This window comes from Delftia sp. JD2 (assembly GCF_001682645.1).
Classification (GTDB): domain Bacteria; phylum Pseudomonadota; class Gammaproteobacteria; order Burkholderiales; family Burkholderiaceae_C; genus Comamonas; species Comamonas acidovorans.
On record NZ_LFJT01000048.1, the window covers coordinates 1 to 24,479 of the forward strand.

28 protein-coding genes and 1 pseudogene are annotated in these 24,479 nt (G+C 65.1%); 6 read left to right on the plus strand and 23 right to left on the minus strand.

What is annotated here, in order from left to right:
* The 13 genes and pseudogenes from ACM14_RS22025 to ACM14_RS32135 form a co-directional block, all read right to left on the minus strand.
* Nucleotides 1–680, minus strand: a pseudogene (locus ACM14_RS22025) (thymidine phosphorylase); the annotation flags it as partial.
* The gene (locus ACM14_RS22030) at nt 677–2,038 is read right to left on the minus strand and encodes an MBL fold metallo-hydrolase (RefSeq protein WP_003090261.1); all 1,362 of its coding nucleotides are present in this window, start codon (nt 2,036–2,038) and stop codon (nt 677–679) included. The pseudogene ACM14_RS22025 and the gene ACM14_RS22030, both read right to left, overlap by 4 nt.
* Nucleotides 2,039–2,063: 25 nt before the next feature.
* Nucleotides 2,064–2,561, minus strand: a complete 498-nt coding sequence (locus ACM14_RS22035) for a TPM domain-containing protein (RefSeq protein WP_023083478.1) — start codon at nt 2,559–2,561, stop codon at nt 2,064–2,066.
* 1 nt (nt 2,562) lies between these two features.
* Complete coding sequence (locus ACM14_RS22040; RefSeq protein WP_023083479.1) at nt 2,563–3,468, minus strand: YgcG family protein; 906 nt, start codon at nt 3,466–3,468, stop codon at nt 2,563–2,565.
* 1 nt (nt 3,469) lies between these two features.
* Nucleotides 3,470–4,081, minus strand: a complete 612-nt coding sequence (locus tag ACM14_RS22045; RefSeq protein ID WP_003090252.1) for a LemA family protein — start codon at nt 4,079–4,081, stop codon at nt 3,470–3,472.
* On the minus strand, nt 4,078–5,385 hold the full coding sequence (locus ACM14_RS22050) for an MFS transporter (protein ID WP_006226039.1): 1,308 nt from the start codon (nt 5,383–5,385) through the stop codon (nt 4,078–4,080). Before ACM14_RS22050 ends, ACM14_RS22045 begins: the two co-directional genes overlap by 4 nt.
* Before the next feature lie 31 nt (nt 5,386–5,416).
* Complete coding sequence (locus tag ACM14_RS22055) at nt 5,417–7,882, minus strand: cation-translocating P-type ATPase (protein ID WP_006226038.1); 2,466 nt, start codon at nt 7,880–7,882, stop codon at nt 5,417–5,419.
* Nucleotides 7,883–7,914: 32 nt separating this feature from the next.
* Entirely contained in the window at nt 7,915–8,778 is an 864-nt protein-coding gene (ppk2, locus tag ACM14_RS22060) for a polyphosphate kinase 2 (protein WP_003090242.1), read from the minus strand.
* Between the two features lie 10 nt (nt 8,779–8,788).
* Nucleotides 8,789–8,947 (minus strand): hypothetical protein, encoded by a 159-nt coding sequence (locus ACM14_RS32130; protein WP_010791738.1) that lies wholly within the window; start codon nt 8,945–8,947, stop codon nt 8,789–8,791.
* A gap of 1 nt (nt 8,948) precedes the next feature.
* Complete coding sequence (locus ACM14_RS22065) at nt 8,949–9,599, minus strand: isoprenylcysteine carboxylmethyltransferase family protein (RefSeq protein WP_003090238.1); 651 nt, start codon at nt 9,597–9,599, stop codon at nt 8,949–8,951.
* On the minus strand, nt 9,596–9,835 hold the full coding sequence (locus ACM14_RS22070) for a DUF2933 domain-containing protein (RefSeq protein ID WP_006226037.1): 240 nt from the start codon (nt 9,833–9,835) through the stop codon (nt 9,596–9,598). The genes ACM14_RS22065 and ACM14_RS22070 overlap by 4 nt, the downstream gene beginning before the upstream one ends.
* An 11-nt stretch (nt 9,836–9,846) precedes the next feature.
* A complete protein-coding gene (locus ACM14_RS22075; protein WP_003090236.1) occupies nt 9,847–10,248 on the minus strand; it encodes a hypothetical protein in 402 nt (133 codons plus the stop codon).
* A gap of 154 nt (nt 10,249–10,402) precedes the next feature.
* Nucleotides 10,403–10,837 carry a hypothetical protein gene (locus ACM14_RS32135; RefSeq protein ID WP_079279895.1) on the minus strand — a complete coding sequence of 145 codons (435 nt, stop codon included), beginning with the start codon at nt 10,835–10,837 and terminating at the stop codon, nt 10,403–10,405.
* 143 nt (nt 10,838–10,980) lie between these two features.
* Here ACM14_RS32135 and ACM14_RS22085 point away from each other — a divergent pair, with 143 nt between their 5' ends.
* Nucleotides 10,981–11,403, plus strand: coding sequence for a MerR family DNA-binding protein (locus ACM14_RS22085; protein WP_003090234.1), 423 nt, complete (start codon nt 10,981–10,983; stop codon nt 11,401–11,403).
* Between the two features lie 234 nt (nt 11,404–11,637).
* Here the strand turns inward: ACM14_RS22085 and soxR are convergent, their stop codons facing one another.
* Nucleotides 11,638–12,063, minus strand: coding sequence for a redox-sensitive transcriptional activator SoxR (soxR, locus tag ACM14_RS22090; RefSeq protein WP_006226036.1), 426 nt, complete (start codon nt 12,061–12,063; stop codon nt 11,638–11,640).
* 47 nt (nt 12,064–12,110) lie between these two features.
* Here soxR and ACM14_RS22095 point away from each other — a divergent pair, with 47 nt between their 5' ends.
* Nucleotides 12,111–12,575: a hypothetical protein gene (locus tag ACM14_RS22095; protein ID WP_010791737.1), complete on the plus strand. Its 465-nt coding sequence runs from the start codon at nt 12,111–12,113 to the stop codon at nt 12,573–12,575.
* A gap of 36 nt (nt 12,576–12,611) precedes the next feature.
* On the opposite strand, the gene ACM14_RS22100 is transcribed toward ACM14_RS22095, so the two are convergent.
* A complete protein-coding gene (locus ACM14_RS22100) occupies nt 12,612–13,907 on the minus strand; it encodes an ISL3 family transposase (RefSeq protein ID WP_006226034.1) in 1,296 nt (431 codons plus the stop codon).
* Nucleotides 13,908–14,164: 257 nt separating this feature from the next.
* Here ACM14_RS22100 and ACM14_RS32510 point away from each other — a divergent pair, with 257 nt between their 5' ends.
* The gene (locus ACM14_RS32510) at nt 14,165–14,347 is read left to right on the plus strand and encodes a MerR family DNA-binding transcriptional regulator (RefSeq protein WP_255221297.1); all 183 of its coding nucleotides are present in this window, start codon (nt 14,165–14,167) and stop codon (nt 14,345–14,347) included.
* Here the strand turns inward: ACM14_RS32510 and mobH are convergent.
* Complete coding sequence (gene mobH / locus ACM14_RS22105; RefSeq protein ID WP_010791736.1) at nt 14,329–16,143, minus strand: MobH family relaxase; 1,815 nt, start codon at nt 16,141–16,143, stop codon at nt 14,329–14,331. The genes ACM14_RS32510 and mobH overlap by 19 nt on opposite strands.
* Before the next feature lie 313 nt (nt 16,144–16,456).
* Between mobH and ACM14_RS22110 the strand changes: the two genes are divergently transcribed.
* From ACM14_RS22110 to ACM14_RS22120, 3 genes are all read left to right on the plus strand, one after another.
* Nucleotides 16,457–17,083, plus strand: coding sequence for a hypothetical protein (locus tag ACM14_RS22110; RefSeq protein ID WP_003124463.1), 627 nt, complete (start codon nt 16,457–16,459; stop codon nt 17,081–17,083).
* A gap of 12 nt (nt 17,084–17,095) precedes the next feature.
* Nucleotides 17,096–17,728, plus strand: coding sequence for an RES family NAD+ phosphorylase (locus ACM14_RS22115; RefSeq protein ID WP_003121528.1), 633 nt, complete (start codon nt 17,096–17,098; stop codon nt 17,726–17,728).
* A gap of 80 nt (nt 17,729–17,808) precedes the next feature.
* Entirely contained in the window at nt 17,809–18,174 is a 366-nt protein-coding gene (locus tag ACM14_RS22120; protein ID WP_003090216.1) for a DUF3742 family protein, read from the plus strand.
* Between the two features lie 11 nt (nt 18,175–18,185).
* Here the strand turns inward: ACM14_RS22120 and ACM14_RS22125 are convergent, their stop codons facing one another.
* The 7 genes from ACM14_RS22125 to ACM14_RS22155 form a co-directional block, all read right to left on the minus strand.
* Nucleotides 18,186–19,706: a conjugal transfer protein TraG N-terminal domain-containing protein gene (locus ACM14_RS22125; protein ID WP_003090214.1), complete on the minus strand. Its 1,521-nt coding sequence runs from the start codon at nt 19,704–19,706 to the stop codon at nt 18,186–18,188.
* A 13-nt stretch (nt 19,707–19,719) separates the two neighbouring features.
* Nucleotides 19,720–20,079: a hypothetical protein gene (locus ACM14_RS22130; protein ID WP_003090212.1), complete on the minus strand. Its 360-nt coding sequence runs from the start codon at nt 20,077–20,079 to the stop codon at nt 19,720–19,722.
* Entirely contained in the window at nt 20,076–21,470 is a 1,395-nt protein-coding gene (locus tag ACM14_RS22135) for an integrating conjugative element protein (RefSeq protein ID WP_006226032.1), read from the minus strand. The genes ACM14_RS22130 and ACM14_RS22135 overlap by 4 nt, the downstream gene beginning before the upstream one ends.
* Before the next feature lie 9 nt (nt 21,471–21,479).
* Complete coding sequence (locus tag ACM14_RS22140; protein WP_016852807.1) at nt 21,480–22,430, minus strand: TIGR03756 family integrating conjugative element protein; 951 nt, start codon at nt 22,428–22,430, stop codon at nt 21,480–21,482.
* Entirely contained in the window at nt 22,427–22,873 is a 447-nt protein-coding gene (locus tag ACM14_RS22145; RefSeq protein ID WP_006226031.1) for a TIGR03757 family integrating conjugative element protein, read from the minus strand. Before ACM14_RS22145 ends, ACM14_RS22140 begins: the two co-directional genes overlap by 4 nt.
* Nucleotides 22,874–23,037: 164 nt before the next feature.
* Nucleotides 23,038–23,532: a JAB domain-containing protein gene (locus tag ACM14_RS22150; protein WP_003090203.1), complete on the minus strand. Its 495-nt coding sequence runs from the start codon at nt 23,530–23,532 to the stop codon at nt 23,038–23,040.
* 175 nt (nt 23,533–23,707) lie between these two features.
* Nucleotides 23,708–24,475: a thioredoxin domain-containing protein gene (locus ACM14_RS22155; protein ID WP_003090202.1), complete on the minus strand. Its 768-nt coding sequence runs from the start codon at nt 24,473–24,475 to the stop codon at nt 23,708–23,710.
* Nucleotides 24,476–24,479 lie beyond the last annotated feature (4 nt).

The window sequence follows — 24,479 nt, forward strand, 5'->3', positions numbered from 1 at the left end:
GTCCCGGCCGGCGAGGTGATGGCGCGCGAGGAGGTCTTGGGCATCGTGAGGCCGCAGGCGGCCACGATGGGCACCACGAGCAGGGTCGTGCGGTTGCCGGGCAGGCCGCCGACGCAATGCTTGTCCACCACCAGCGGGCGCCCCCAATCGATGCGGTCACCGACGCCAATCATGGCTTTCGTGAGCGAGACGGTCTCCGCGAGGTCCAGGCGATCGCCGGCGCAGGCGGTGATGAAGGTGGCCAGATGCAGGTCAGAGTAATGGCCCGCCGCGACGTCGGAGATGATGGCGCTGAACTCGGCATCGCCCAGGGCATTGCCGTAGACCTTGGCTCGGACATGGCTGAGCGAATCCAGCGGCGGTGCATGGGTCACCGTGACCAGCTGGCCCGGCTGCGCCCCCAGCGACGCCCATGCCGATTCGGACAGGCCAGCGACGTTCTCGGCCAGCCAATCCCCATCGACGACGCTGAGCGTCGCCACGATGCTGCGGCGGCCGGCCGTCAGCTGCACGCGCGCCTGGGTCGTGAAACCCTCCGACTGGCAGACAGGGCAGTCGCGCCGCATGTAGACCACCGGCTCCTGATGGGTGTCGATGCCGGTGCGCCACGCCTGCAGCGTGTTCACGCCATCCTCTCCGGTGCCGGTGCCGGTGCCGGTCTCGTGCAGGTGCGCCGTCATACCAGATCCACCGTCTGCAGGTACTCGGGCACGGCAACCGACCAGCCCAGTTCATGGTCGATCCGCGCGCGCAGCGCATCGGCCGCCTCCGGCTCGCCGTGGGTCACGAAGGTTCGGCGCGGTGTTTGCGTGAAGCCGCGCATCCACGCGAGGATCTCGTCGGCATCGGCGTGGGCGGAAAGGTTGTCGAGCGAGGCCACCTCGGCGCGGATCGGCACGTCCTGGCCATGGATGCGGACGGTGGACGCGCCGTGCACGATCGCGGCGCCACGGGTGCCGCCCGCCTGGTAGCCGGCGAACAGGATGGTGTTGCGATGGTCGGGCGCGAATGACTTGAGGTGGTGCACCACGCGTCCTCCCGTGGCCATGCCACTGGCGGAGATGATGACCATCGGTCCACGACCGGCGCTGAGCGCCTTGGACTCCTCGACCTTGTTGACGATCTTCGCGGCATGGCACATGCCCTCGCATTCCTCGGGCGAGAGCCGGTGCTCGTCGCGATGGGCGTGGTACAGCCGTGTGGCATCGATGGCCATCGGGCTGTCCAGGTACACGGGCAGGTGCTGGTGGATGCGCCCTTGCTTCTTGAGCTGGTAGATGCCGTACATCAGGCTCTGCGCTCGGCCGACAGCGAACGCTGGGATGACCACGACCCCTCCACGGGCGGCCGTCTTGTTGATGACAGTCTCCAGCTGCGCCAGTGCGTCGGACGCTTCATGCTTGCGGTTGCCGTAGGTGGATTCCACCAGCAGGTAGTCGGCGCCGGGGACCTGCACCGGCGGGCGCAGCACCGGGTCGTTGGGCCGGCCGATGTCGCCGGAGAAGAGCACGGATCGCCGGCCGTCGTTGAGGTGCACGAAGGCCGAGCCGAGCATGTGCCCGGAAGGCGTCAACCGCGCGGTGAGTCCGGGCAGCGCCTCGAAGTCCTGAGAGAACGGACGTGGCGCGAACAGCTTCAGGCAGCGCTCGGCGTCCTCACGGGTGTACAGCGGCAGCGCGGGCTGGTGTTTGGAGAAACCGTGCCGGTTGGCGAACTTCGCCTCTTCCTCCTGCAGATGGCCGCTGTCGGTGAGCAGGATCTTGCACAGCTCGTGCGTCGCGGACGTGCAGTAAACCCGGCCGCGAAAGCCTTGTCGCGCCAGCAGTGGCAGGTAGCCGCTGTGGTCGATGTGGGCGTGGGTGAGCACGACCGCGTCGACGGTCTTGGGCGCGACCGGCAGCGGCTCCCAGTTGCGCAGGCGCAGCTGCTTGAATCCCTGGAACAGGCCGCAGTCCACCAGAATGGTCGCGTCGCCATGGCGCAGCAGGTATTTGGAACCGGTCACGGTGCCGGTGGCACCCAGAAATTGAAGTTGCATGGTAGGTCTCCAAGGATGTTGTCGTTCAAAGAAGGACCGGCCGATCCGGCAACTCGTTGCCGTGGTCCGCGCCCCGCGGAAAGTGCTGCACCAGCAGGTGGCTGACGGCCACGATGCCTTCCAGGGCTCCGGCCTCGAAGCGTCCCTGCGCAAACTGGGCTTCCATGCGCTGGCACACAGCCGACCACCTTTCGGCACCGCAACAGGCATGGATGCCGCGATCGGCCACGATCTCCACGGCCCGGTCGGCCAGCAGCACGTAGATCAGGACGCCGCTGTTGTGCGCCGTATCCCACACACCCAGGCGTGCGAACAGGTCCAGCGCCCGCTCGCCCGGCGATTGGTTGCGCCACAGTGGCGATCCGTCCAGCGCACCCTCGACCACGAAGCGCAGCTGGCCCCCATGCTGGAACTCTCCCGTGCGGATGGCCTGCTCGATCGCATCCAGCGCGCACGGGGGGAAGGCGCGGCGGACTGCGCGATCCGTGGTCGCAAGGTGGCGAAGAAGTCGTTGCATGTTCATCTCACCACCGTCCTGACGCGCCGCCGCCACCGAAGCCGCCGCCGCCGCCGCGGAATCCACCGCCACCACCGCCCAATCCTCCGCCCGGCCAGCCGCCTCCCCGGTGGCGCCCGTGCATGCCGCCGTGGCCACCCATGCCGATGCCCAGCAGCGTGACGAGGAATCCCGCCAGTCCAGCCACCGCGGCCACCGCGAAGGTGCCCACCAACTGCCACGCAGCGGCACCCAGCACGCCAGCCGTGACCAGGGAGCCTGGAAGGCGGCCGAGGGCGTTGCGTAGCACTCCGCCCAGCATCAGGGCCGCGACGAACAGGAAGGGCCAGGCCTGCCCGATGTCGTTGGTCTGCCCCTGCCGCCGTGGGTCCGCCGCAGGCAGGGCCTCGCCATCGATCACCCGCATGATCTGTTCGGCGCCTGCGGCGATGCCGCCGTCGAAATCGCCCTGGCGCAGGCGCGGCGTGATCACCTCGTCGATGATGCGCCGCGATACCACGTCGCTCAGCGCACCCTCGATGCCGTATCCGACTTCGATGCGCACGGTGCGGTCGTCCTTGGCCACCAGGAGCAACGCGCCGTCGTCCACCTTGCGACGGCCGAGCTTCCATTGCTCTACCACCCGCAGGGCGTACTGCTCGACGGGTTCGGGCCGCGTCGAGCGGACCATCAGCACGGCGATCTGCACGCCCTTGCGTTGCTCGAAGGCCCGAAGCTGCGCATCCAGCGCGGCGACACGATCGGCGGCGAGCGTTCCCGTGAGATCGGTGACGCGCGCCTGCAGCGGAGGAACGGCGACCAACTCCTGCGCGGACGCGACCGAAAGGAACAGGCTCAGCAGCAGCCAGGCCAGAGCGTGGGCCAGCCGAAGAGGGGCCGCCGGAGAGAGCACCACTGTTCTGGGCGTTCTCATGTCAGGGGCGCGCCGCCGGCGCCGAGGCGCCGAAATCGACCTGTGGCGGCGCCGCCATGGCCTTCTCGTCGGCGACCGAGAAATTGGGCTTGACGACGTAGCTGAACAGCTTGGCCGTGATGTTGGTCGGGAAGCTGCGCGTGAGCACGTTGTAATCCTGCACCGCCTTCACGTAGCGCCCACGCGCCACGGTGATGCGGTTCTCCGTGCCCTCAAGTTGGGCACGCAGGTCTTGAAAAGCCTGGTTCGCCTTGAGTTGCGGGTAGTTCTCGCTCACCACCAGCAGCCGGCTCAGCGCGCCGGACAGTTCGCTCTGTGCCGCCTGGAACTTCTGGAACGCCTCGGGGTTGTTGACGAGTTCCGGCGTGGCCTGGATCGAGGTCGCCTTCGCGCGGGCCTCGACCACCCGGGTCAGCGTCTCCTGCTCGAAGTTGGTCTCGCCCTTGACGGTCGCGACGATGTTGGGGATCAGGTCGGCGCGCCGCTGGTACTGGTTCAGCACCTCGGACCAGGCGGACTTGGTCTGCTCGTCCAGCCGCTGGAAGTCGTTGTAGCCGCATCCGCTCAGCGACAGGGCAAGCGCTGCGAGCAGGGACATCAGGATCAGTCTCATGGTTCGGTTTCCGTGGAAGTGAGAAAAGTGCGGGACGGTGAAGCGCTCACCAGGACGGGGTTGGCTGGCCACCAATGCCGCGGAATGAGCAGCAGCGCGAGGGTGGCGGCCAGTGGAATCGACAGCCACGCAAAGGTGCTCTGCATCACAGCGCCGAATAGCCATCCGGTGGCGGCCGATCCCAGTGTTTGTCCGAGGCCGGCTGCCGCGGCGAGCCCTCCCATCGCGATACCGAGCCGCCGCGCCGAGGTGCCGGCAGCGAGGTAGGCCAGGGTGGGGAGCACGAGACCCGTGCCCGCAGCCGTGAAACTCACGCCGACGTACAGCCACATCTCGCTGCCATGGCGGGCCAGCATCAGGAGCCCGGCGATGCCCAGGACCATGCCGCAGGCCAGTACGCGGCGTGGGTCGGCGCGCTCCAGCAGGCCGGTGAAGAACAGCACCGCGTTGACGCCCAGCATCACCAGACTGCACTCGGCGAACATCAACGACACCTCTCGGGAGGAGAGATCGGGGTGGCGCTGGCCCTGCAGCACGATGCCGAGTTCAAAGCCGGCAAGCACGAACATGATCACACCGTTGAGAATCCAGAGCGCCAGGGAGCGGCTCCGGGGTGCTCCGTCGTGATCGGCTGCGTCCGCCTCTCCAAGGGAGGAAGGTGCGGGAAGCGTTGCGGCCAGGCCCAGCATCATCAGCGCGCCGAGCGCGGCCGAGAGTGCGATCACGAGCGTGGTCGATGAGCCCTGTACCAGCACGCTCAAGAAGCCCAGGCCGACAAGCCGTTCTGCAGCGGCGTTCAGGCCGGGGCCGAACAGGAACCCGAGCAGCGACATCGCACCCAGCCATGCAAAGCGCCTGGCGCGAATCGATTCTGGGGTGTACTGCGCGACGAGCGCCGGCACCACCGGCACGACCGCGGCCACAAAAAAGCCCGTCGCGCCGCGCAGCGCATAGATGCCGACCACGCCCAGGGACTCGGGGCGCAGCAGCGGGAGCAGGCTGGCCACGTAGCCGATCAGGCCCACCAGCAACACGCGGGCACGCCCCAGCCTGTCCGCCAGCATGCCCCACAGGGGCGCACCCAGCAGGATGCCCGCCGTGTAGATGCCGCTGAGGTAGCCGACATGGCGCGCAAGCGCCGCAGGATCCGCGTCGCCCATCAAGGGCCGCAGCCAGTCGGGGATCAAGGGCATCAGTGCCCCATATCCGGCCGAGACGACGAATACGGCCGCAGCGAGCCAACCCAGCTGCGCGACGCCGAGGTCTTGCTGGCGGGTGGGCCCGGATTCGCGCGGTGATCGCATGGCGCGGCTCTCTACCATGGTGGCCCGCCGCTCAGGCTGACGCGGCCGCTGGGACACTGGCACGCGACGTCACGCGCTTGATCCCCGGCAGGCGCGTGCGCTTGAGCATCAGCGCATTGATCGCGACGATCGCGGAACTGCCCGACATGGACAATGCAGCGACCTCGGGCGACAAGGTGAACGGATACAGCACCCCGGCCGCCAGCGGGAAGGCGATCACGTTGTAGGCCACGGCCCACCAGAGGTTCTGGTGCATCTTGCGCAGCGTCGCCCGGGACAGTTCGATGGCCCCGACCACGTCGTAGGGGTCACTCTTCATCAACACCACCTGGGCGCTTTCCATCGCAACGTCCGTCCCCGCGCCAATCGCAAAGCCCACGTCGGCCTGCGTCAGCGCCGGAGCGTCGTTGATGCCGTCGCCGACCATGCCGACCTTGTGACCCTGCTGCTGCAGTTCCTTGATCTTGGAGGCCTTCTGCCCGGGCAACACATCCGCAAGCACGATGTCGATGCCCAGTTCCTTGCCGATGCGCTCGGCGGTCGCCTGGTTGTCGCCGGTCAGCATCGCGACCTTCACGCCGCGTGCCTGCAGCTTGGCGATCGTCTCGCGCGAGGTCGGCCGCACGGCATCGGCGATCGCGATGAGGCCGATCAGCCGGCCACCGCGCGCGACGTGGACCACAGTGCGCCCCCCGCCTTGCAGCCGCGCCGCCTCGCTGGCAAGGGGAGCCAGATCCACCTGTTCCGACTGCATCAGCAGCCGGTTGCCCAGGAGCACCGTCTCGCCCCCGATAGTGGCCCGTGCGCCTTGCCCATCGATGTTGGTGAAGTTCTCGGTGACCTCCGTCGGCATGTCTCCCGCACGCTTGAGCACTGCGAGCGCGAGGGGGTGCTCGGAGAACTTCTCCACCGCGGCGGCCGTCGCCAGAAGCCGCGTCTCCTCGACACCGGGCGCGGCCACCATCTCGACGACATCGGGCTGCCCCAGTGTCAAGGTGCCGGTCTTGTCGAACACCACGACCGTCAACTTGGTGGCGTTCTCCAATGCGGCCGCATTCTTGAAGAGAATGCCGTTCATTGCGCCCAGCCCGGTCCCGACCATGATGGCCATCGGGGTGGCCAGCCCCAGCGCATCAGGGCATGCGATCACGAACACGGTGATGGTCAAGGTGAGTGCGAACAGTAATGTCTGTCCCATCACCCAGTACCAGACGCTGAAGGTCAGCAGGCCAATCACGATCGCCGCCAGCACCAGCCACTGGGATGCGTGGTCGGCCAGCAGCTGGCCGGGGGCCTTCGAGTTCTGGGCCTCCTGGACCAGCTTGACAATCTGCGCCAAGGCCGTGTCCGCGCCGACCTTCGTGGCCTTGTAGCGAAAGCTCCCGCTCTTGTTGATGCTGGCGCCTACGACGGTGCTGCCCACGCCCTTCTTGACCGGCATGGACTCGCCCGTCAGCATCGACTCGTCCACTTGCGACGCGCCCTCGACGATCTCGCCATCCACCGGGATCTTGTCGCCGGGCTTGATCACGACCAGTTCCCCGGCTGCAACCTCGGCGGTCGGTACCTTGGTCTCCACCCCGTTGCGCACGACCGTGGCCATGGGTGGGGCGAGATCCATCAACGCGCGAATCGCGTCGGATGCGCCCGCGCGGGCGCGCATCTCCAGCCAGTGCCCCAGCAGGATGAAGACCAGCAGCACCGATGCCGCTTCATAGAACACCTCACCCTCGTAGAAGAAGGTCGCGCCGATGCTGAACAGGTAGCCGGTGCCCACCGACAGCACGACCAACGTGGCCATGTTGGCGACGCCGTTGCGCAGCGCGCGCCACGCCGCCACGTAGAAAGGCCAACCTGGATAGATGATCGCGGCACTTGCGAGGAAGAAAAGAAAGAGCTTGTCGTCCAGCCCGAACGGCGTCTGGAAGTCGCCGAACATCTTCCCCATCGGGGAATAGAAGAACACGGGAATGGCGAAGACCAGGGCCACGAAGAAGCGATTGCGCATGTCCCGAGCCATGTCCTGCATCGAGCCCGACCCGTGGCCCATGTCGTGCATCATGTCGTCCATCGCAGGGTCGCCTGCGTGGGCCTGGTGCGCAGCATGGGCGGCGGGCGTCGTGGCCGCAGCCTTCGCGCGTGCGGCCGTGGCGGGGGCATGCGCGTGGTGCCCCTCATGCCCCATCTCTTGCGCCTGACGTGCGGGTGCGCCGTGATGGCCGTGCACCGCATGGCTGGGGTCGGCAGAGACGCCAGCGGCGGGCGCGCACACGTGCTTGGGCGTCTGCTCGCCACGGCAGTGATAGCCGCATTCGGCGATGCGCTGGCGCAGATCCTCGACACTGAGTTGTCCCTCATCGAGATGGACCGTTGCGCTTCCCGCAACATAGTTGACATCTGCATGATGGACGCCGGGAAGCTGCAGCAGCTTGCGGCGTACTCCCTCCGCGCTCAGGCTCGATACGAGCCCTCCGACTTCAACGTTGATCGACTTCATGGCTGTTCTTCCTGTTCGCTGTGTTCGTGGTCTCAACGAGCGAGTCGGCCCGAGTCCAGGCAGTCCTGCGAGAACTCGAAGACGATCTCCCGGTCGGGAGCGATGACCTTGTGCTTCTTGCCGGCGTAATGCAGCCGGGAGAGGATGTCTCTGATCAGGTTGAGCCTCGCCAACCGTTTGTTGTCGGCGTGCACGACAGACCAGGGCGCCGCGGCCGTATGGGTGCGCATGAACATCTCGTCGCGCGCCCGTGTATAGCCGTCCCAGTGCTTCAGCGCGACGGCATCCACCGGGCTCGACTTCCACTGTTTGAGGGGATCACGGCGGCGTTCCCCGAGCCGGCGGCTCTGCTCCTTCTTGCCGATGTCGAGGTAATACTTCAGCAGCTTGATACCGGAGTTGACCAGCATCTCCTCGAACTTGGGCACTGAGTTCATGAATTCCTCGTGCTCCTCGGCGGTACAGAAGCCCATCACCGGTTCCACGCCCGCACGGTTGTACCAACTGCGGTTGAACACCACGAGCTCTTCGCCAACTGGCAGGTGCGGGACGTAGCGCTGGAAGTACCAGCCCGTGCGATCCCGGTCGGAGGGCTTTCCTAGCGCGACGACCCGTGTTTCCCGAGGACTCAGGTGTTCGACCAGCCGCTTGATGCTGCCGTCCTTGCCTGCGCCGTCCCTTCCCTCCAAGAGGATCAGGATACGGTCGTTGCATTTGATGAAATGCCGCTGCAGTTTCACCAGTTCGATCTGCAGCATGTGCAACTGTGCTTCGTAGTCCTCGCGGCCGATCGAGCGTGTCGCTGTCTCGTCGCGCGCTGAGCCGTGGGCAGTGCCGGTGCCGTCCACATCGGCCTTGTGCTTGGCGCCTTTGGCGCCCTTCTTGTTCTTTGCCATGGGTTCTCCGTTAGGTCTGGTCGCAGGCGATCAGCATTGCGTGTGTCGACGCCCGGCGGGGCGCGGCGCTCATGTCCGCATCCGAGCGGGAGCCGCAGCCATCGCCTTGTCCGTAGGCTGCAGCCAGGTACGGTCGATTGATGCGCTGACGCCAGCGGGTCTTCTTCATGTCAGCCTCGCTGGCGCGTGTCCGAGAGGGAGGGAAGGAAGCGCGGCGTGCGCGCGGCATAGGCGTCGAACTCGGCGCCGAACTGCTTGCGCATGTCCTTCTCCTCGTTGACAGCCAGCCTCGAATACATCACGACGAGGAAGGGGAACATCAGCAGCGTCAACAGCGTCGGCCACTGCAGCAGAAAGCCGAAAAGGATCGCCACGAAGGCCACATACTGCGGGTGCCGAATCCTGGCGTATGGGCCGCTCACGGCAAGTTGGGCGTGCCGTTGCGCGTGGTAGAGCACCGTCCAGGCGCTCGACAGAAGCCAGAAGCCGCCCCCGATGAAGATGTAGCTCGCGATATGAAGCGGGCTGAAGTGAGGGTCGCCGCTCTCGCCCAGCAGGGTCGACCAGAGATGGCCGCTGTTGTGCGACAGCAAGTCCAGACTGGGATACTTGGTCTGAAGCCAGCCGGACAGCACGTACAGCGTCAGCGGAAAGCCGTACATCTCGACGAACAAGGCAACAATGAACGCTGCGAATGTCCCGAAGGTTCTCCAGTCGCGCGAGGTCTGCGGTTTGAAGAAGCTGAAGGCGAACATGATGAAGACCGCCGAGTTCACGAGGACGAGCAGCCAAAGCCCATAAGCGGGCGCATCGTGGTTCATTTGCGCTCTCCCGGGTACGATGGATTCGCCTTGCTACCGTCGCCTGGTACGGCATGGCGATGCATCAGCACATGAGCGATGACGCAAGTCGCCAGGAGGACCAGTGGCAGCGCGGCCAGGTAGTGCCCGCGGTGTTCCGTCAGCAGCATGTAGATGCTCACGGCCAGGAAGACCAGAAAGCCCAGGAACCATCGCGAGCGCGAAAACCTTGGACCGGTGCGGTGAGAAGTTGTCATGGTCGTCCTCCTCACTTCGCCGGCTCAGGCATCCGGTCCATCATCATCTGCATCATGGACTGGCACATGTCCATGCGCATTTCGAGCATTTGCTGCCGCTCAGCTGTCGGCGCCGACTCGGCTCCATCCTTCATTGCGCCCATCATCGCCATGCCAGCCCGCATGGCCTGCATGTGTTCGGCCATGAGCGCCTTGCGCTGCGCAGGCGTCTTCGCAGCCACCATCCGTTCGTGCATGGCCTGCATCGACTTCAGTTGCGCATCCATGCCCTCGGTGGTCGGCGCCCTTGGCGTCTCGGCCGCGGTCGGACTCGCACCTGCGGGGTGATGGGCCTGATGGTTGTCCTGCGCGAACGCAGACAAGGTGACCAGTGCGGCGCCAACGATGGCCGCGATCGAATGCGTGAATTTCATTTCTCTCTCCTTTAGCCGCGGGTGCCTGCCATTGGGGCGAAACCGATGTCGCCGCAAGCGGACAAAGCCCTATGAAAACTCCGTAGTCGGGTACAGAGTCAAGGCTTATGAGTTGTGCGCCGGGTGTGACCGACACGGCAACTCAAAGGAGGCGCTACAGCGCGAGACGCTCGAACAGCAGCCACGACGGCCGCTTGGGAGGTGGTCGCTGGTGACCCCTCGATGGGATGGCTCGCAGAGCCAACGTCGGAGCCAGCAGCTGGTCTCCATAGGCGGGAGGCGCCAAACCGACGAGGTCGAACGCGAAGGTTGGTGCTTTCTGAATGGCGGACTGGTTGACGTCGCCGCAGAGCTTCAGGCACGGGGCCTTCGACGGGTCGTGGGAACCTTCTTCGTGCTCACCATGGAGGCCTTCATGATTTCCATGCCCGGACGATGGGACATGCTCATACCCGACAGCATGCCGATGTTGCTGCGGAGACTCCAGAAGGCAGGCATTGGCCACCCCGGCCCCGAGCGCAAACAGCCATACCCCGAGCACCATCCACGCGATGGCGCGAATCCTGCGGTGGTTGAGAAGTGTGCGCATGTGCGGCCTATTGACCCATTGACACCTGTGATCCTATTCCCAACTGAGCTGCGGGAAATTGACTTGGATCAAATGGAGGCAAGGGTCAACTACGCGGTACTGCGTTATTCTGTGTTGCTTGTGAATAGACAGTGGATCGCTCGATGAACGAAGGTTTGGGTGATTGGATGACGGTTGGCAGGCTGGCGAAGGTCGCTGGCGTCGGCGTGGAGACAATCCGCTACTACCAGGGACGCGGCCTGTTGCCGATCCCGAAGAACGCCGGCAGCTTCCGGCGCTACCCCGCTTCGATGATCCAGCGGATCGGCTTCATCAAGCGCGCTCAGAGCCTTGGGTTCTCGCTGGACGAGGTGAAGTCGCTCTTGGATCTGGAGGATGGGCGGAATCGCCGGGCTATTCAGACGGTGACACGGCGGCGCCTTGACCAGATCGATGAGAAGGTTGGCGACCTTCAGCGCATGCGAGGCGCTCTGAGAGACATGCTGGAGAGGTGCGAAGACACGGGAGAGGCGCTTCCTTGCCCTATCATTGCTGCGCTCATGGGGCCTTTGAATACGTCCGAATGATTGCGCGCTGTGAGGAACAGACGAGACCCAAGGAAAGCGAACGAGGCCTGTCGCACTTCGTTGGTAATGGTCGTGCGGACTGTTCGCTGCACAAAAATGCCGAATGAATTTTCAGCAATCTCACGGCCGACTTAGACGACGTGAACTGCGGCGGTCGGCGTAGCGGATACATCGCCCTACGTCGACCCTGCCGGCGCGATCCACTCAGTCGACTGTCAATCTCACAAGTCCCGCCTATTCTCGCTCAAGGATACGCGCACCGGGCCCCTGGCCTGCGAGTATGTCGCCCGGATTACGCAACGGGCACTCTTTGAGAGAGAGACAACCGCACCCGATACATCCCCCGAGTTCGTCCCGCAGCCGCATCAACTGCGTAATGCGGTCGTCAAGGTCTTCACGCCACCTAGACGCCACACGGCGCCAATGCGCAGCAGTCAGATGAACGCCCGGCTGATACTGCCCGAGAGCGTCGAGCACTTCGTCCAGCGATAGTCCGGCCCGCTGCGCGACTTTGACGATGGCCAGATACCTCAAGATAGCGGGCGAGTATCTCCGCTGATTTCCGGACGTGCGTTCGCTCTGGATCAGGCCCTTGGACTCGTAGAAGTGGATCGTGGATACGGGCAGGCCGCTGCGCTGTGACACCTCTCCAACCGTCATGCGAGGCTCGCAACCTAGCCTTGTCAGTCTTGCGGGTGAGTTGGCCTATGGAGCGATTGTTTCCGCGGATCATCCTGGCGCTTCGGTGCGGGAAATGGTTTTGCTCAGCGCCGCAAGGCAGACTGCCTTACGTGGCGGGCGAGGACGTGGCGCGCACCGCTGCGGCGGTACTGCGGGCGGACCCTGTTCCGCCCGGAGAGCTGGCGATCACCGGCCCGCAGGCTCTCACCGCCGAGGCGCTGGTGAACAGCATCAATATCATCTTCGGAGCCAGCATCGACCTGGTGCCCGTCAGTGAGGAAGCCCTGGCGCTGCATCTGCAGGTCTCGGGCTTTCCGAAATCCACGGTGCGAGAGGCGCTGATCATCGAAGAGGTGTCCAAACGCGGGCTGGCGCCGTTCTCCGACGGTGTCATCGAGCAGATGACCGGTCAGCCGCCGCGCAGCATCGAGGCGGTGCTGGTCGAACACCGCCTCGATTTGCTGTTGTCCACCAGCACCCCCCGGCTTTGAGAGGCTCTATGCCGTTTTGTGTGGAACCGCCCGGCTTCATTTTGCTGAGGCTGGGGTGAATGGGTGATCAGGCAGATGGGCCAGCTTGGACATGCGAAGGTATGCGACGGCGATGAAGTTGCCTGCCGTTCGGAAGCCTCGTGCGGCGCGTTTGGCCTGCTGCAACAGGCCGTTCATGGCTTCGACGAAGGCATTGGATCGGTTGTCCAGCATGCCGCTGATCACGCCAGCGAAGTGGGTCTTCAAGGTCTTGGCCAGTTTCTTGAAGGGCTCCAGCCGCGAGCGTGTGGCCCAGCTCAACCAGGCGCTCAGATCTGCCTGAGCCTGCCTGGGGTCGTTGTGCTTGAGCGCTGCGCCATAGACCTCGCGCAGGGCCATCTTCAGGCGCCACGCCCGCGCAGATTTCAGCGTGGAGTGCTGCAGCCAGTGCATGGCGCTGATCTGTTGGCCGCTCCAGGCAGGTGGGTTCTTGCGCATGCCCCACATCAGGCCCTTGAGCACTTTGCGGTCCGTGCCGCCCAAGGCCGCGTGCACGGCATGGGGCTGATCGCGCCATTCGGTTCGTCGCACTTCGTCCATGGCCTCGATGGCCATCTTGACGACATGGAAGCGGTCGTAGCTGATGGCAGCTGCCGGCAGCGCCAAGCCCACCCCCTTGGTGTAGGCAGTACTCATGTCCTGACAGACGTGATGCACGACAGCCGGATCGCCGCCATGGGCCTTGAGGTCTTGGGCAAAGTCCAACACGGAGTGGTGGCTGCGCCCTTCGGTGGCAAACAGCAGGCGCTTGGCAGCCAGATCGTGCACGACAGTGATGTAGTGCTGCCCACGCCGCAGGCTTGTCTCGTCGATGCCCACGGTACGTACCTCGCTCATGTCGTCGATTGCGCGGGCCTGTTGAACATAGTACTCAATGCGCCGCCACAGGGGCTTGTCGGCACAACGCAGCAGTGCAGCGGCTTGCCGCACCGGCAGCTCACGGCACAGCGACAACGCCAAGGCTTCAAACAGCGCCGTAAAGCCAGAGCCTTCGCGAGCCCAGGGCACACCCACCTGCGTGGTCTTGCCGCAGCCAGTGCAGGCCACCCGCGGCACATCGGCGTGCAGCCAGGCTTCGAACTGGAAAAAATCAAGGTGTCGCCACGAGCGGCGAAGGCGGTCATGGATGCCTTGCGCCGGGGTGTTGCAGTGCGGGCAACTGAGCAACTTGGCGTTGCAGCGCACCTCAAAGTCTATGCGCCGCTTGGCTGTGTCCAGATCCACCTTGGCCACCTCCCACGGCGCAACCAAACCCAACGCGCTGGCAAACAGCGTTTCAACTCCAACGCTCACGAGACAGCCTCCAGTTCATGCACTACAAGGCCGCATGGGCATGTGGACAAGCCGCTCTGCGACTTGCCCACATGCCCACACGGCGCTACGACCACCACCGATTGTCGCCGTTGGTTTCCACACGAAACGACGAGGGGCCCTTTGAGACGAGTCGACTTCTTCGACTCTAGAGGCTGCAGGCGTGCTTGCTGCAGTACATGATCCACGCCGAGACGATGATGAAACAACGATCTGTACGAACAGCCACCCCGACGACGGTGGTCGCCAAGCCTTTTGCCACGGAACGTGTGCCAATTGTTGGCGACGTCGCCAGCCTCGGCGGCGTAACCGTGTCCAACGTTCGTTTCTATGAAGCAGAGAGGTTGATCCATGCTACGCGCACGGCAGGCAACCAGTGCCTCTATGGGCCCGTATCTAGCACCTATGCCAGTTTCAAGTAGGGATTGTTCGGTGGCCGCTCATCGAACAGTTGGCCAGGGTCATCGAGTAAGTAGCCATGCAGCTTGCGCGACTTGCGCGGGCCGGTGACCTCGCAGGTCCAGATGTTTAAGCTGCTGGGCTGCTTGCGATGGACCTGCAGCTTCTCGAAGCGCTTCTGGACCCATTGCCAGTCGACAACGGCATCCTGCTTGGCGAGTGCTGGAACTTGAGGATGCTCCTGGACATAGCGCTGAAACACCCCAGGGCTTACCAGGAACACCGTGTCGTCCACGGTATGCACCAGTGCCTTGGCATCGTTGAGAATCAGCTTTCGGCTCTGCAAGCCATGCCTAAGCCAGCCCATGAAGTGCTCGCCCGAAGGCTGCTGTGTCGATGCCGAAGATTTAGACGCTGGCACAGGCAGTACCAGCGAACTCGTTGCGAAGGCCGGGACGGGCTCTGCATCCTGTCGCGTCGCAAGGAGGTGTCCGGAGCCCACCATCGCCAGCATGTCTTCCATGACGTCAGGCAGGGGCTGAACTGCGGGCGGTGAAGCCAAGTTAGCGGGGCTGCTGCCTTCCCAAGGTGGCGTCGTCTGTTCTTCCAAGACAGGCTTCGCGGCAGTCATAGGCGGGGCAGCCTCCGAGCCAGCATCCTTCTCGATTGCCGCAGCGTCGATTGCCACCGTGCCGGTAAACGATGCTGGCCGTTCGCCAGCTTCCCAGATCAGCGCGGGAGCTAGACGCAGCAGGGTAAATGAGTGGGACCAGCCGGTCGCACTGGTCACGGTCGCGCGCCAGACCGCCTTCCCGTCCGACGTCGGCTGCAATATGCCGTGGTCCTGAAGCACGTTGAACACCGCAGTGTTGTTCGTAGGGATGCCATCGATGCCCTCTGACAGCAGGTGCGCACGTAGCTTGTCCGAAACCGTCTTGCTCACCAGCCACAAGGCGTCCTCGGTGAGCCAGCCATCGGAGGCTTCGGGCTGGTTCAGCTTCAACTCTTCCTTGAGCAGGTAGCGCAACCCGTCCAGCAGCTTGCGTTGCAGCGCGTGCTTGGGGGCGGCCATAGCGCGCGCGGGATCGCCTCCCAACTCTTGGGCCACGGAAGCGCGGTCGGCCTGTACGACAAGTTCGCCCAGCACGCCGGCGTGCTCGTACTGGCCGGCCAGGACGTAGAGCAGCGGTCCCCACAGGTCGGGATAGCCACTGAGCCAGTCCAGGGCATCACGGTCGAGGAGTTGGCGGTAGAGCAAACCTGTCGCAGCGCTGTGGAGCCGATATTCTCGATCGTCGCGGTAGCGGAAGCGGTATGGCTGGTGCAGCGGGCCGTGCCAGGGGTGCCACAGCGAGCCGTCGGCCAGTTCGACGTGCAGATCGACGGCGATCTTGCCGATGTCGTGCAGCAGCGCGGCATAAGCGACTGCGGCAGTCCAGGCTTCAGACTGCGCCGCCTGGTCTTCGGGACTGGCGCCAATGGGCAGCAGATGGGACTGCCGCAGCTTGAGCGCATAGGCGACGATCTCCAACCCGTGATCCAGCATGCCGCCGGGGTAAGCGTGGTGATGGCTTTCCGATGCGGGGAATTGTTGGACCAACTCGGCGTAGTGCTCCAGCGGCGTGCGGTATAGGGTGGCGAACTGCCGCCGCGACAGCGACGTGCGCTGCCAGATGTGTTCCAGCAGCTTCTGCCGGCGCGGTGTTGCCAGCAGCGATGCGGCCGATTCGGGCCGCAGCAACCCTTTCGGGAGGTCGGTGGCGGGCGCTGGCGACGGGGCAGCGACCGGGGGCCGTTTTCGCTGGAACAGGGAGAGCATGCGGGTGTCCTCTGGGGGGCCGGCCGGGAGGCCTTTTCGCCTTTTCGAGGTAGGGCCTTTCCCCTTGCACCCCATTCCCTTGCCGTTTCGGCCCTTTGGCCTTTAACCGTTTCGGTATAGCGGGGCATGGGGTGCGGCTCCAGCGTCAATGGGGAACCCGCTGGAATGGATTGGACAGCGAGCCGGTGCCGGTCGCGGCTCTATGCTGCCTGGACGCCACTTCCGCCAGGCAGGTGCGTAAGGCGACAAAGTTGACAAACGCGACAAGGGAGACTAGAGTGAATCCTGTCTCAAACCTGCCTGGGAGATCACCATGCCCAATGCCATTGAATTCATTGCCGACCATCTGCCGCGCGTCACGGTGGAGGATGTGCGCCGCTTCGCGGATACCGTCGAAATCCGGGATGCCACGGCTTTCGCGGCCGAGTTGCAGGCGTTCGTCCACGAGCGTGTGGAGGCGGTGAAGCTGCCCGCCAGCCTGGAAGCGGAGACGGTGCAAGAGGCCCTGGCACGCAAAGCGGGCGCGCTGCGCGCCGAGACGCGCTGGGCGCCGAGTGAAACCGACGTCCAGCGTGGCCGCGCTGCGCTGCTGGAAACCTTCAACCAGCCGCACAACCTGGCGATCCCCGAGTACGCCAAGCTGGCGGACAAGTCGCGCCAGCAGATCTACAAGGACATCCTCGCGCGCCGGCTGCTGGCGCTGAATGTGGGGCCGCGCGGCCAGAAGCTGCCCGACTGGCAGCTCGACCCGGTGAAGCAGCAGTTGACCCAAACCGTGCTTCAGGAGGTCGAGGGCATCGACCACTGGACGATCTACCGCGCGCTGTCCGAACCGCTCGAAGGCTTGGGCGGACGCTCGCCGGTGGATACGGTGACGCATGGCACGATCGATGACGTGGCCGAAGCGGTGTTCAACGTGCTGGGCGTCCAGGTGCATTGAGGCAAGACTGCCATGAGCCGCGAACTGCCTTTGTTCCTGATCGATGCGGGTGAACTGCTCCAGCATGTGAGCCGCGTCGTCTATCGGGGCAGCCCGCTGTACTATGGCCGCAGCGGCACCAATCGCTACGACGACCCGGCGCGGACCTACGGCGTGCTCTACCTGGGCCGCGACCTGCCCACGGCGCTGATGGAGTCGGTGTTTCACAAGCACCAGTGGCTGGCGGATGAAAAGCGCTCGATCGCGCTGAAGGAAGTCGAGAGCCGGCTCTTGCGCGCCGTGGGCGTCCTGGACGACGTGCGGCTGGCCGATCTCACGGCCGAGGGTGTCATGGCGGGTTACTTCGGCCTGAACCTGGAACAGTTGGCCAGCCGCGACTACACGCACACGCAGCAGGTGTCCGCGCAGGTGCATGCGATGCTCGGAGACGACGGCCAGCCGCTGTTCGACGGGGTGCTCTATCCGTCGCGCAACAACTATCCCGCCAAGAGCATCGCCCTGTTCGAGCGTGCGGCAGCAAAGGTTGGCGTTGTCGATGACATCGACCTGGTGGACCATGTGGACTGGCCGCGCTTCGTTGCCACGTATCGCGTCGGCGTGGAACCCGACCCCGGCCCGGTGGAACCGGATGACGAAGCGTCCTGAAGCAGCAAGAGAGCACATTGAAGCCCCAAACAGAATGAAATGGACCAAACTGGAATAGGCCTCTGTAGCAGGAGACGACCATGAACACCACGACCCGCATCAGCACTGCAGAACGCCTCGGCCGCACCTTTGGCCGCGGATGGCGCGCCTACGCGCGCGGCGAACGTCGGGCGTCGAACTGGTTGGTGTCCAAGGGGGTGCCGGCGGCCGTTGCCACCGCGCTCGTGTGGGTGGTCAAGCTGTCTGTGGTGGGATTGCTGCTCTACGTTGCTTTTTGGTTCGCACTCGTGTTGTTGGGCGTCGTGGCGGCGGCGTGGGCTGCTGCTGCCAATACCTCTGACGAGGACGAGTGGCCTTTCACCGATCTCACAGAACTGCGCAAGACACCGGGCTACGATCCCAATCTGTACAACGATACGTCGCACGAGTTGTACACCGACGACTGACGGACTCCGGGCTACTTCAGCTTGCCTCCCGTGAGTGCCCCAGCCCCCTTGCCCCCGGCTTGGCCGGCGCTCTTGCTGCCGTCCGACAACCCCTGAATGGCATGTCCCGCCCGAATTCCAACCCAGGTCAGGCTTGCCAGCCAGAATCCTGGCAGCACCAGGAACATCGTGCCCGCGACGAACATCAAGAGCATGTCGCCGAACGCATTGTTCAGCCCCACCAGCGGGTCGAAGTTCGTGTGTGGCCGGTTCCAGCCAAAGCCCCAGCCATAGAGCGCATCGAGGATAGTGCTGTCGATCCAGCGAGCGAGCTGGAACCAGAAATCCACGAAGAACAGCGCGAATTGCACGACGCTGACCGTGACGACCGTCTTCAGGTCATAGGTGCCCACGACCAGCACGAGCGGGATGCAGATGACCAGCGCCATCTTGAGCAAGGCGAGGACCATGGGTAGAGACTGTCTCACGACGTCCATGGCGGGAAACGCGGCAATCGCGCCGACGGCCATCCCAACGTCTCCCGTGGCCCGTGTCACGATGTTCGGCAAGGTCTTGTCGATCTGGCCTCCGTAGTCCGTATAGACGCTGCCCTGGTTCAACTTCTGCTGCCGCGGTGACGCGATGGCTCGGATCACCGAGTCGTCCACCTCGGCCCGGCTCAGGAACCCGGCCCAGCCCGCCAGGCGACTCAACAGGCTCGGGTCCACCTGACCCAGCAGGCGTGCCCGCAGGCCGTTACTTCCATCGCTCCACCACTGGCGGCAGGTCGGGTAGCCGCCACCGCTGGCCACCTGCGCAAGCCCTGCGTCGCGGGTGCTGTCATAGGGCCAGTCCTCGCGTGGGGTGCTGGAACGGTATGTGTCGTAGTAGCCGTTCGTGTCGGTGAAGAACCGCGATCCGATCCAGGTCACGTCGTGCATCTGCTGCTCATCGAGCTGAGGGCGCTGCATGAACAATTTGGCCCGTGCAGGCCCATAGCAATCCCGCGAGAAATCCGCTACTTCCTGAGCCAGCACCGGGTCATCGATGCGCGTAGCGTCGATCTCCATGCGCATCTGCCGCAGGTCCGTGCCGCACGGGATCGCTGCCACCGAAGCGCCCGTGACGGCGCGCGAGAGCGCGTGCATGAACGCCCACCACACCGGCACCTTCGCCGACTGGTTGTTGATGGTGCTGAAGGACTGCGACCAGCCGGTATCCCCGGGCTGCGCCACGCTGACCTGGCACTGGGCCGAGCGCGAGCTGTCGTACTGGATGGTGTTCAGGTCCACGTCGATGAACGGAATGCCGGCGAACATCACCACCACGATGGCGACGAAGACCCGGTTCTCGATGCGGGCGGCGCTCAGCACGCCTTTGTTGCCCTCGTCGGCGCCTTCCGCACGGGCCTTCAACCACTCCTGCACGATGATGGCGACGAAAGGCAGCGCGAATACCCCGCTGGATACGAGGACCGCCCAGATGCCGTTGTTGACGATCCAGGACACGAGGGTTAGGTAGTACTCCAGGTAGTCGGTCGTGAAAAGCGTCATGGCCTCGATCCCCTCAAGCGGCCTGCATCAACAGGCTGGCTTCCAGCGCCACGATGGCAACAATGCCGGCGACCTCAGCGCGAATCAGCCGGCGTCGGGCCAGCGTGCTGTCCTCGCGCGCCAGCAGCCGCCGCCGCATCCAGACCCAGCCGCAGGCCGTCGCCCCGTACAGGAACAACCGCCACACGAAGAAGTAGCCCGATGCGGCCGCGAGCCACCGCTCCCAGCCGGCCACGCTGCCAACGAGATAGATGCCGGCGATGTTGGCGCCCACCGCAGCGGCGACGATCACGGCCGCCCACAGCAGTGCTTTCGCCGCACGCCGGCTGATGAGCCAGCGCAAGGGGCGCCAGGCCATGCGCTCCGCGCTCATGGCCGGCCTCCCGGATTGCCCTTCTGCAACTGGTCGAGGCGGTCGGGCACCGGATCGCCCTCATAGATGCCGCGCGAGCCTGCCGCGCGCGTGCCATGGCGCTGGATGATGGCCATCGGCGAGTTGTTCGCCAGCTCGCGCCGCAGTTCAAGTTCGGTCTTGAGGTTGCGGATCTCCCGGTCGAGCGTGTCGCTCTCGTGGTTCACGGCCTCGACTGCCAACTCGTTGGCTGCCACGTTGGGCTCTTTCTTGCCGGTGAGCAGCGTGCGCTGGAGCAGCAGTGCCTTCTCCAGCACCGACGAAAGCGCCACCTCGGACGCGAGGCGCCGCGCCAGCAGGTCCTGGTCCGGCTCGTCGCGCAGCGCCTCGATGACGCCGCGCGTGATCGGCAGCGACGTGCTGCCGGCCTCGCGCAAGTTCTCGAAGGTGGTGTTGCGCACGCCGGAAACCAGTTCCTGCAAGACTTCCAGCTTGGCTTCGTACTCCTCCTGGATCAGCGGCGTCAGCCCGACGCCGGGCACCGTCTCGGTCTTGGTGCAGGAATCGCACGTGCGCTGCACCTGTTCCCCGAGGACCCGGGTGGCCCATTCGGTCGCCTGCTGCGGCGACGTCCAGGTCTGGCAGGACAGGCTCGCGCAACTGGTGGACGCGATGGAGGATGTGTCCGTCACGCCGCGCCCGTTGACCAGGTTGTAGCCCGCGCGGGTGACGTCGCCGACCACGCGGATGGCGGACTGGCCTGCGCCACCGGCATTGCTGCCGCCCACCCAGGGAACGCCGTCGTTGCCGCGGCGCGTCTCGGCCTGCTCGACGGCCGACACGGCATCGTTGCTGCCAACCGCGTCACGCAAGGCCATGCCTTCGGCCATCTGGCTCCAGCCAAGCTGGCCACCCGCAGTCTCGGCCATCTTCTCCGCCATGGCGCGGCACGTCAGCTTGGAGCGGTCGAAGTCCAGCCGCGCCTGCAGCACGCCGTTGGTCAGCAGGTTGTACAGGCCCGGATCGGCGCGCTGAATGATCAGCGCCGGCAGCGATGCAACCGCGCTGGTCGCGCTCTGGATCACGTTGCTCATGATCTGCTGAAAGCCGTTCGTGATGCCGTTGAGCTGATTGCGCAGCGTGGTCTGGATGCTCATGTCGCCGCAGATCAGGTTGCTGTTCCACCCCACGCCGACCCCGATGGAGCGCATGCCGGCCGCGCGGCCCATGGACACCGCACTGCCACCGCCGATCGAGTACATGACGTCATCGCCGAGGAAGGGGCCGCTGTTCTGGTATCCGACCTGCGCCCACGCCAGGCCGCAGACCAGAGCGAGCGGGCCGGCCAGCGCCTTCGGGCGCAGCAGGCGGCACGCCTTGGCGGAAAGGTTCATCGATTCAGGACGCTTCATCGTGGCACCTCAGAGGAAATCGACGCTGCCCAGGAACACCTGCCCGCGGCGTTCGCAGCACGCATAGGGACGCCACAGCGCCCAGGCGTAGTCGCCTTGTTGGGCCTGGGTCAGCGTGCCGCTGTGCGGGAACACCACGCAGGTGTTGGACAGGCGCGGCGTCAGCTCCTGCCACTTGCCCGTAGAGGCATCACCCTCCATCAGCGCGCCGGCCGGCCAGTAGCCGTCGCGGGCGTTGGCAAGCAGCGGCTGGTACACGTGGATCTGCCCGCGGCGCGTGACGACATCACCGGCGCGCTGGGCCACGACGGCCCCGGATTTGTAGTCATCGGTCTGATGCAGGAAGCCGCCGCGCGGATAGACATTGCCCCAGAGGTTCATCGTGGTGCGCGCACCGACCTCGCGCATGCCCGGAATCAACGCCTCCGGGTAGGTCATTTCAGGCACGTTGTAGCGCCAAGCCAGCGTGTCCAGGGTGCTGAGTAGATACGGCATGAAGGCCGTGCCCGCGCCTTGGCAGAAATAGCCCGACGACGATGCGAACTGGTTGAATACCTCGCCGCCAGGATGGCCGATGACATCGCTGTTCTTGAATTTGGCGAGGTTGTTTTCGTGGTCTTCGTTCGTGGTCCCATCCCCACCTGCCTGTGCGGATGGGTTGGGCGTGCTCATCGCCTGCACCTCGACCCAGGGGTTCTCTCCGGTGTTGCTGTAGCTGGAGACGACCGCATCGGGCACGTAGTGCCGGACCTTGGTGGATGTGCGCACCGTGCAGCCCGTCCAGGTGCAGTAGAGCCAGTAGCAGATGCCCACCACCCGGTACTCCAGGCAGTCCGGCGACATGACGGAGGACACGATGGTGGCGGTGTTCAAGGCGTAGCTGCCCGTGGCGCTGATCAGCAGCAGCGAGGCCACGGCGACGCGCAGGCGGCGCAGCAGGTCGAATGGGCGATGGGTCACGGCTGCGTCCTCCGGTGTTGCTCGATGCGCGCGACGGCCCGGGCCACGTCCGGCTCGCCATAGACCACAAAGCGTTGATCCACCACGACGGCCGGGATGGTCGTGACATCCAAACTCCATGCGTCGGTGACGCCCTGGTAGGCGGTGCCGATGCGGCGCTGAAGATCGGTGCCGCCTTGCTTCAGGCGTTGCCGGACGATGGCTGCTGCCCGCTCAGGGTCGGCTGGAAGATTCGCGGAAAGCTCGGCCTCGATCCGGGGCGTTTCGCCCAACTCGATCAGTCGCTCGCCGCCCATGGTCTTGACCGGGTGGCGGCTGTCGGTGACGACCACCACGTCGGCGGCGAAGGTGGCCGGGCTGAACACCGCCAGAGACGTCGGCAGCGCCACGGCCATGCCAAGGGTTCGCCAGCCTGGTGCGAACCGGGTAAAAGCTGCTGGCATGTCATGTGCCCCGGAAGTTGATCAGGGCCATAGTCAAACGCCGAACCCCAGGCGGCCCCAACAAACAATGCGCATCGCGGCCACCCCGCATACCTGCTTGCGTCGCCGCAAAGAAAAAAGCGGAGGCCGAAGCCTCCGCGCTGATCAACGAAGCAGTGCAACCCTTACAGCAGGCCGGACTCCGCAAAGGAGAACGGGGCACCCTGGCCGACGATGATGTGGTCCAGTACCCGCACATCGATGAGCGCCAGCGCGGCCTGCAGTTGCTGGGTCAGCATGCGATCCGCGCTCGACGGCTCGGAAATGCCCGAGGGGTGCTGGTGCGCGAAGACCACCGCGGCGGCCTTCAACTCCAGCACACGCTGCACGACGACACGCGGATAGACCGAAGTCGAGTTGATCGTGCCCCTGAACAACGGCTCGTAGGCCAGCACCTGGTGCATGCTGTCCAGGAACACAGCGGCGAATATCTCATTGGGCTCGGCGACCAGCTTCACGCGCAGGTAGTCGCGCACGGCCGTGGGGTCGAGGAGTTTCGCACCCGCTTTGAAAACCCGCTTCTCCAGCAGTGCAATGGCTTGCTGGATGATCCAGTCCTCGTGTTGGGCAGCGATGGCGGAAAGCGACTCCAGGCAGGAGTCATTGACGACGAAAGACATGGCGAACCTCCAGACGGTGAGATCGGAGGGCGCGCGCCCTGGGAGGGCAAGCCCTCCTGGGGAACGAACAAGGTGCATCCATCACCGCGGCAGCGGTGATCGTTCGCGGCCAGGATGCGAGGCGAACGGGTTTCGGTCAGCGCAGTGGACTGCGCCGTAGCCTTGAAGACCGGGGCTACCTGGGCATGTCGCCGACGACGTCGGCAGGCATTTCCGATGTAGTAGGTGTGGCGGCGGGATCGCCGGCCGCGAGCATGTCCATGGCCGACAGCAAGGCATCGCCCTCGATCGGACCCTGCAGTAGGATCGCCTTGCCGGTTTCGCGATCGTGCAGCCGCAGCGACGGCGTGGCGGTCACGCCGCTGCTCGTGGCTTCCGCCGTCTGGGTGCGGATCGGCGCCTCGGGCCGTTCGCTCGCCAGACACTGCTCGATGGCTGGCGTAAGGTCGGGGTACCGCAGGTCCTCGGGCAAGCCCTGGCCGTCGCTGCGCGTGTGGGCATAGACCCACTCGACAGCCTGCCAGAAGGCGGCATGGCCGCCAGATTCGCCGGCGCACTCCGCCAGGCTCGCTTCGGCAGACGCGGCCGGCTCATGCGCGGCCAACGGGAGGTGGTGCCATTGCAAGGCCACGTCCGCGTTGCCGGCCACCCAACGCTTGAGCACTGGGAAATAGGATCGGCAGAACGGGCATTCGAGGTCCGCGTAGAGCGTCAGCGTGAAACGCCCTTCCGGATTTCCCATCTGCCACGGAGGCCCGGCCACCTGCGTCACGCTGACCGGCGTTGAAGTCTGGGGAGTGGACTTGCCAGAATAGCGGGACACGAGCCAGATCAGCAGCAGCGCTACCAGCACGGCGGCCAACACCCAGGGCCAGCTGAGCCTCCAGCGCCGACGGCGGAACGCCTGTACCTGCATCGGAATGGATGGGCGTTTCTGTTCCATGGCG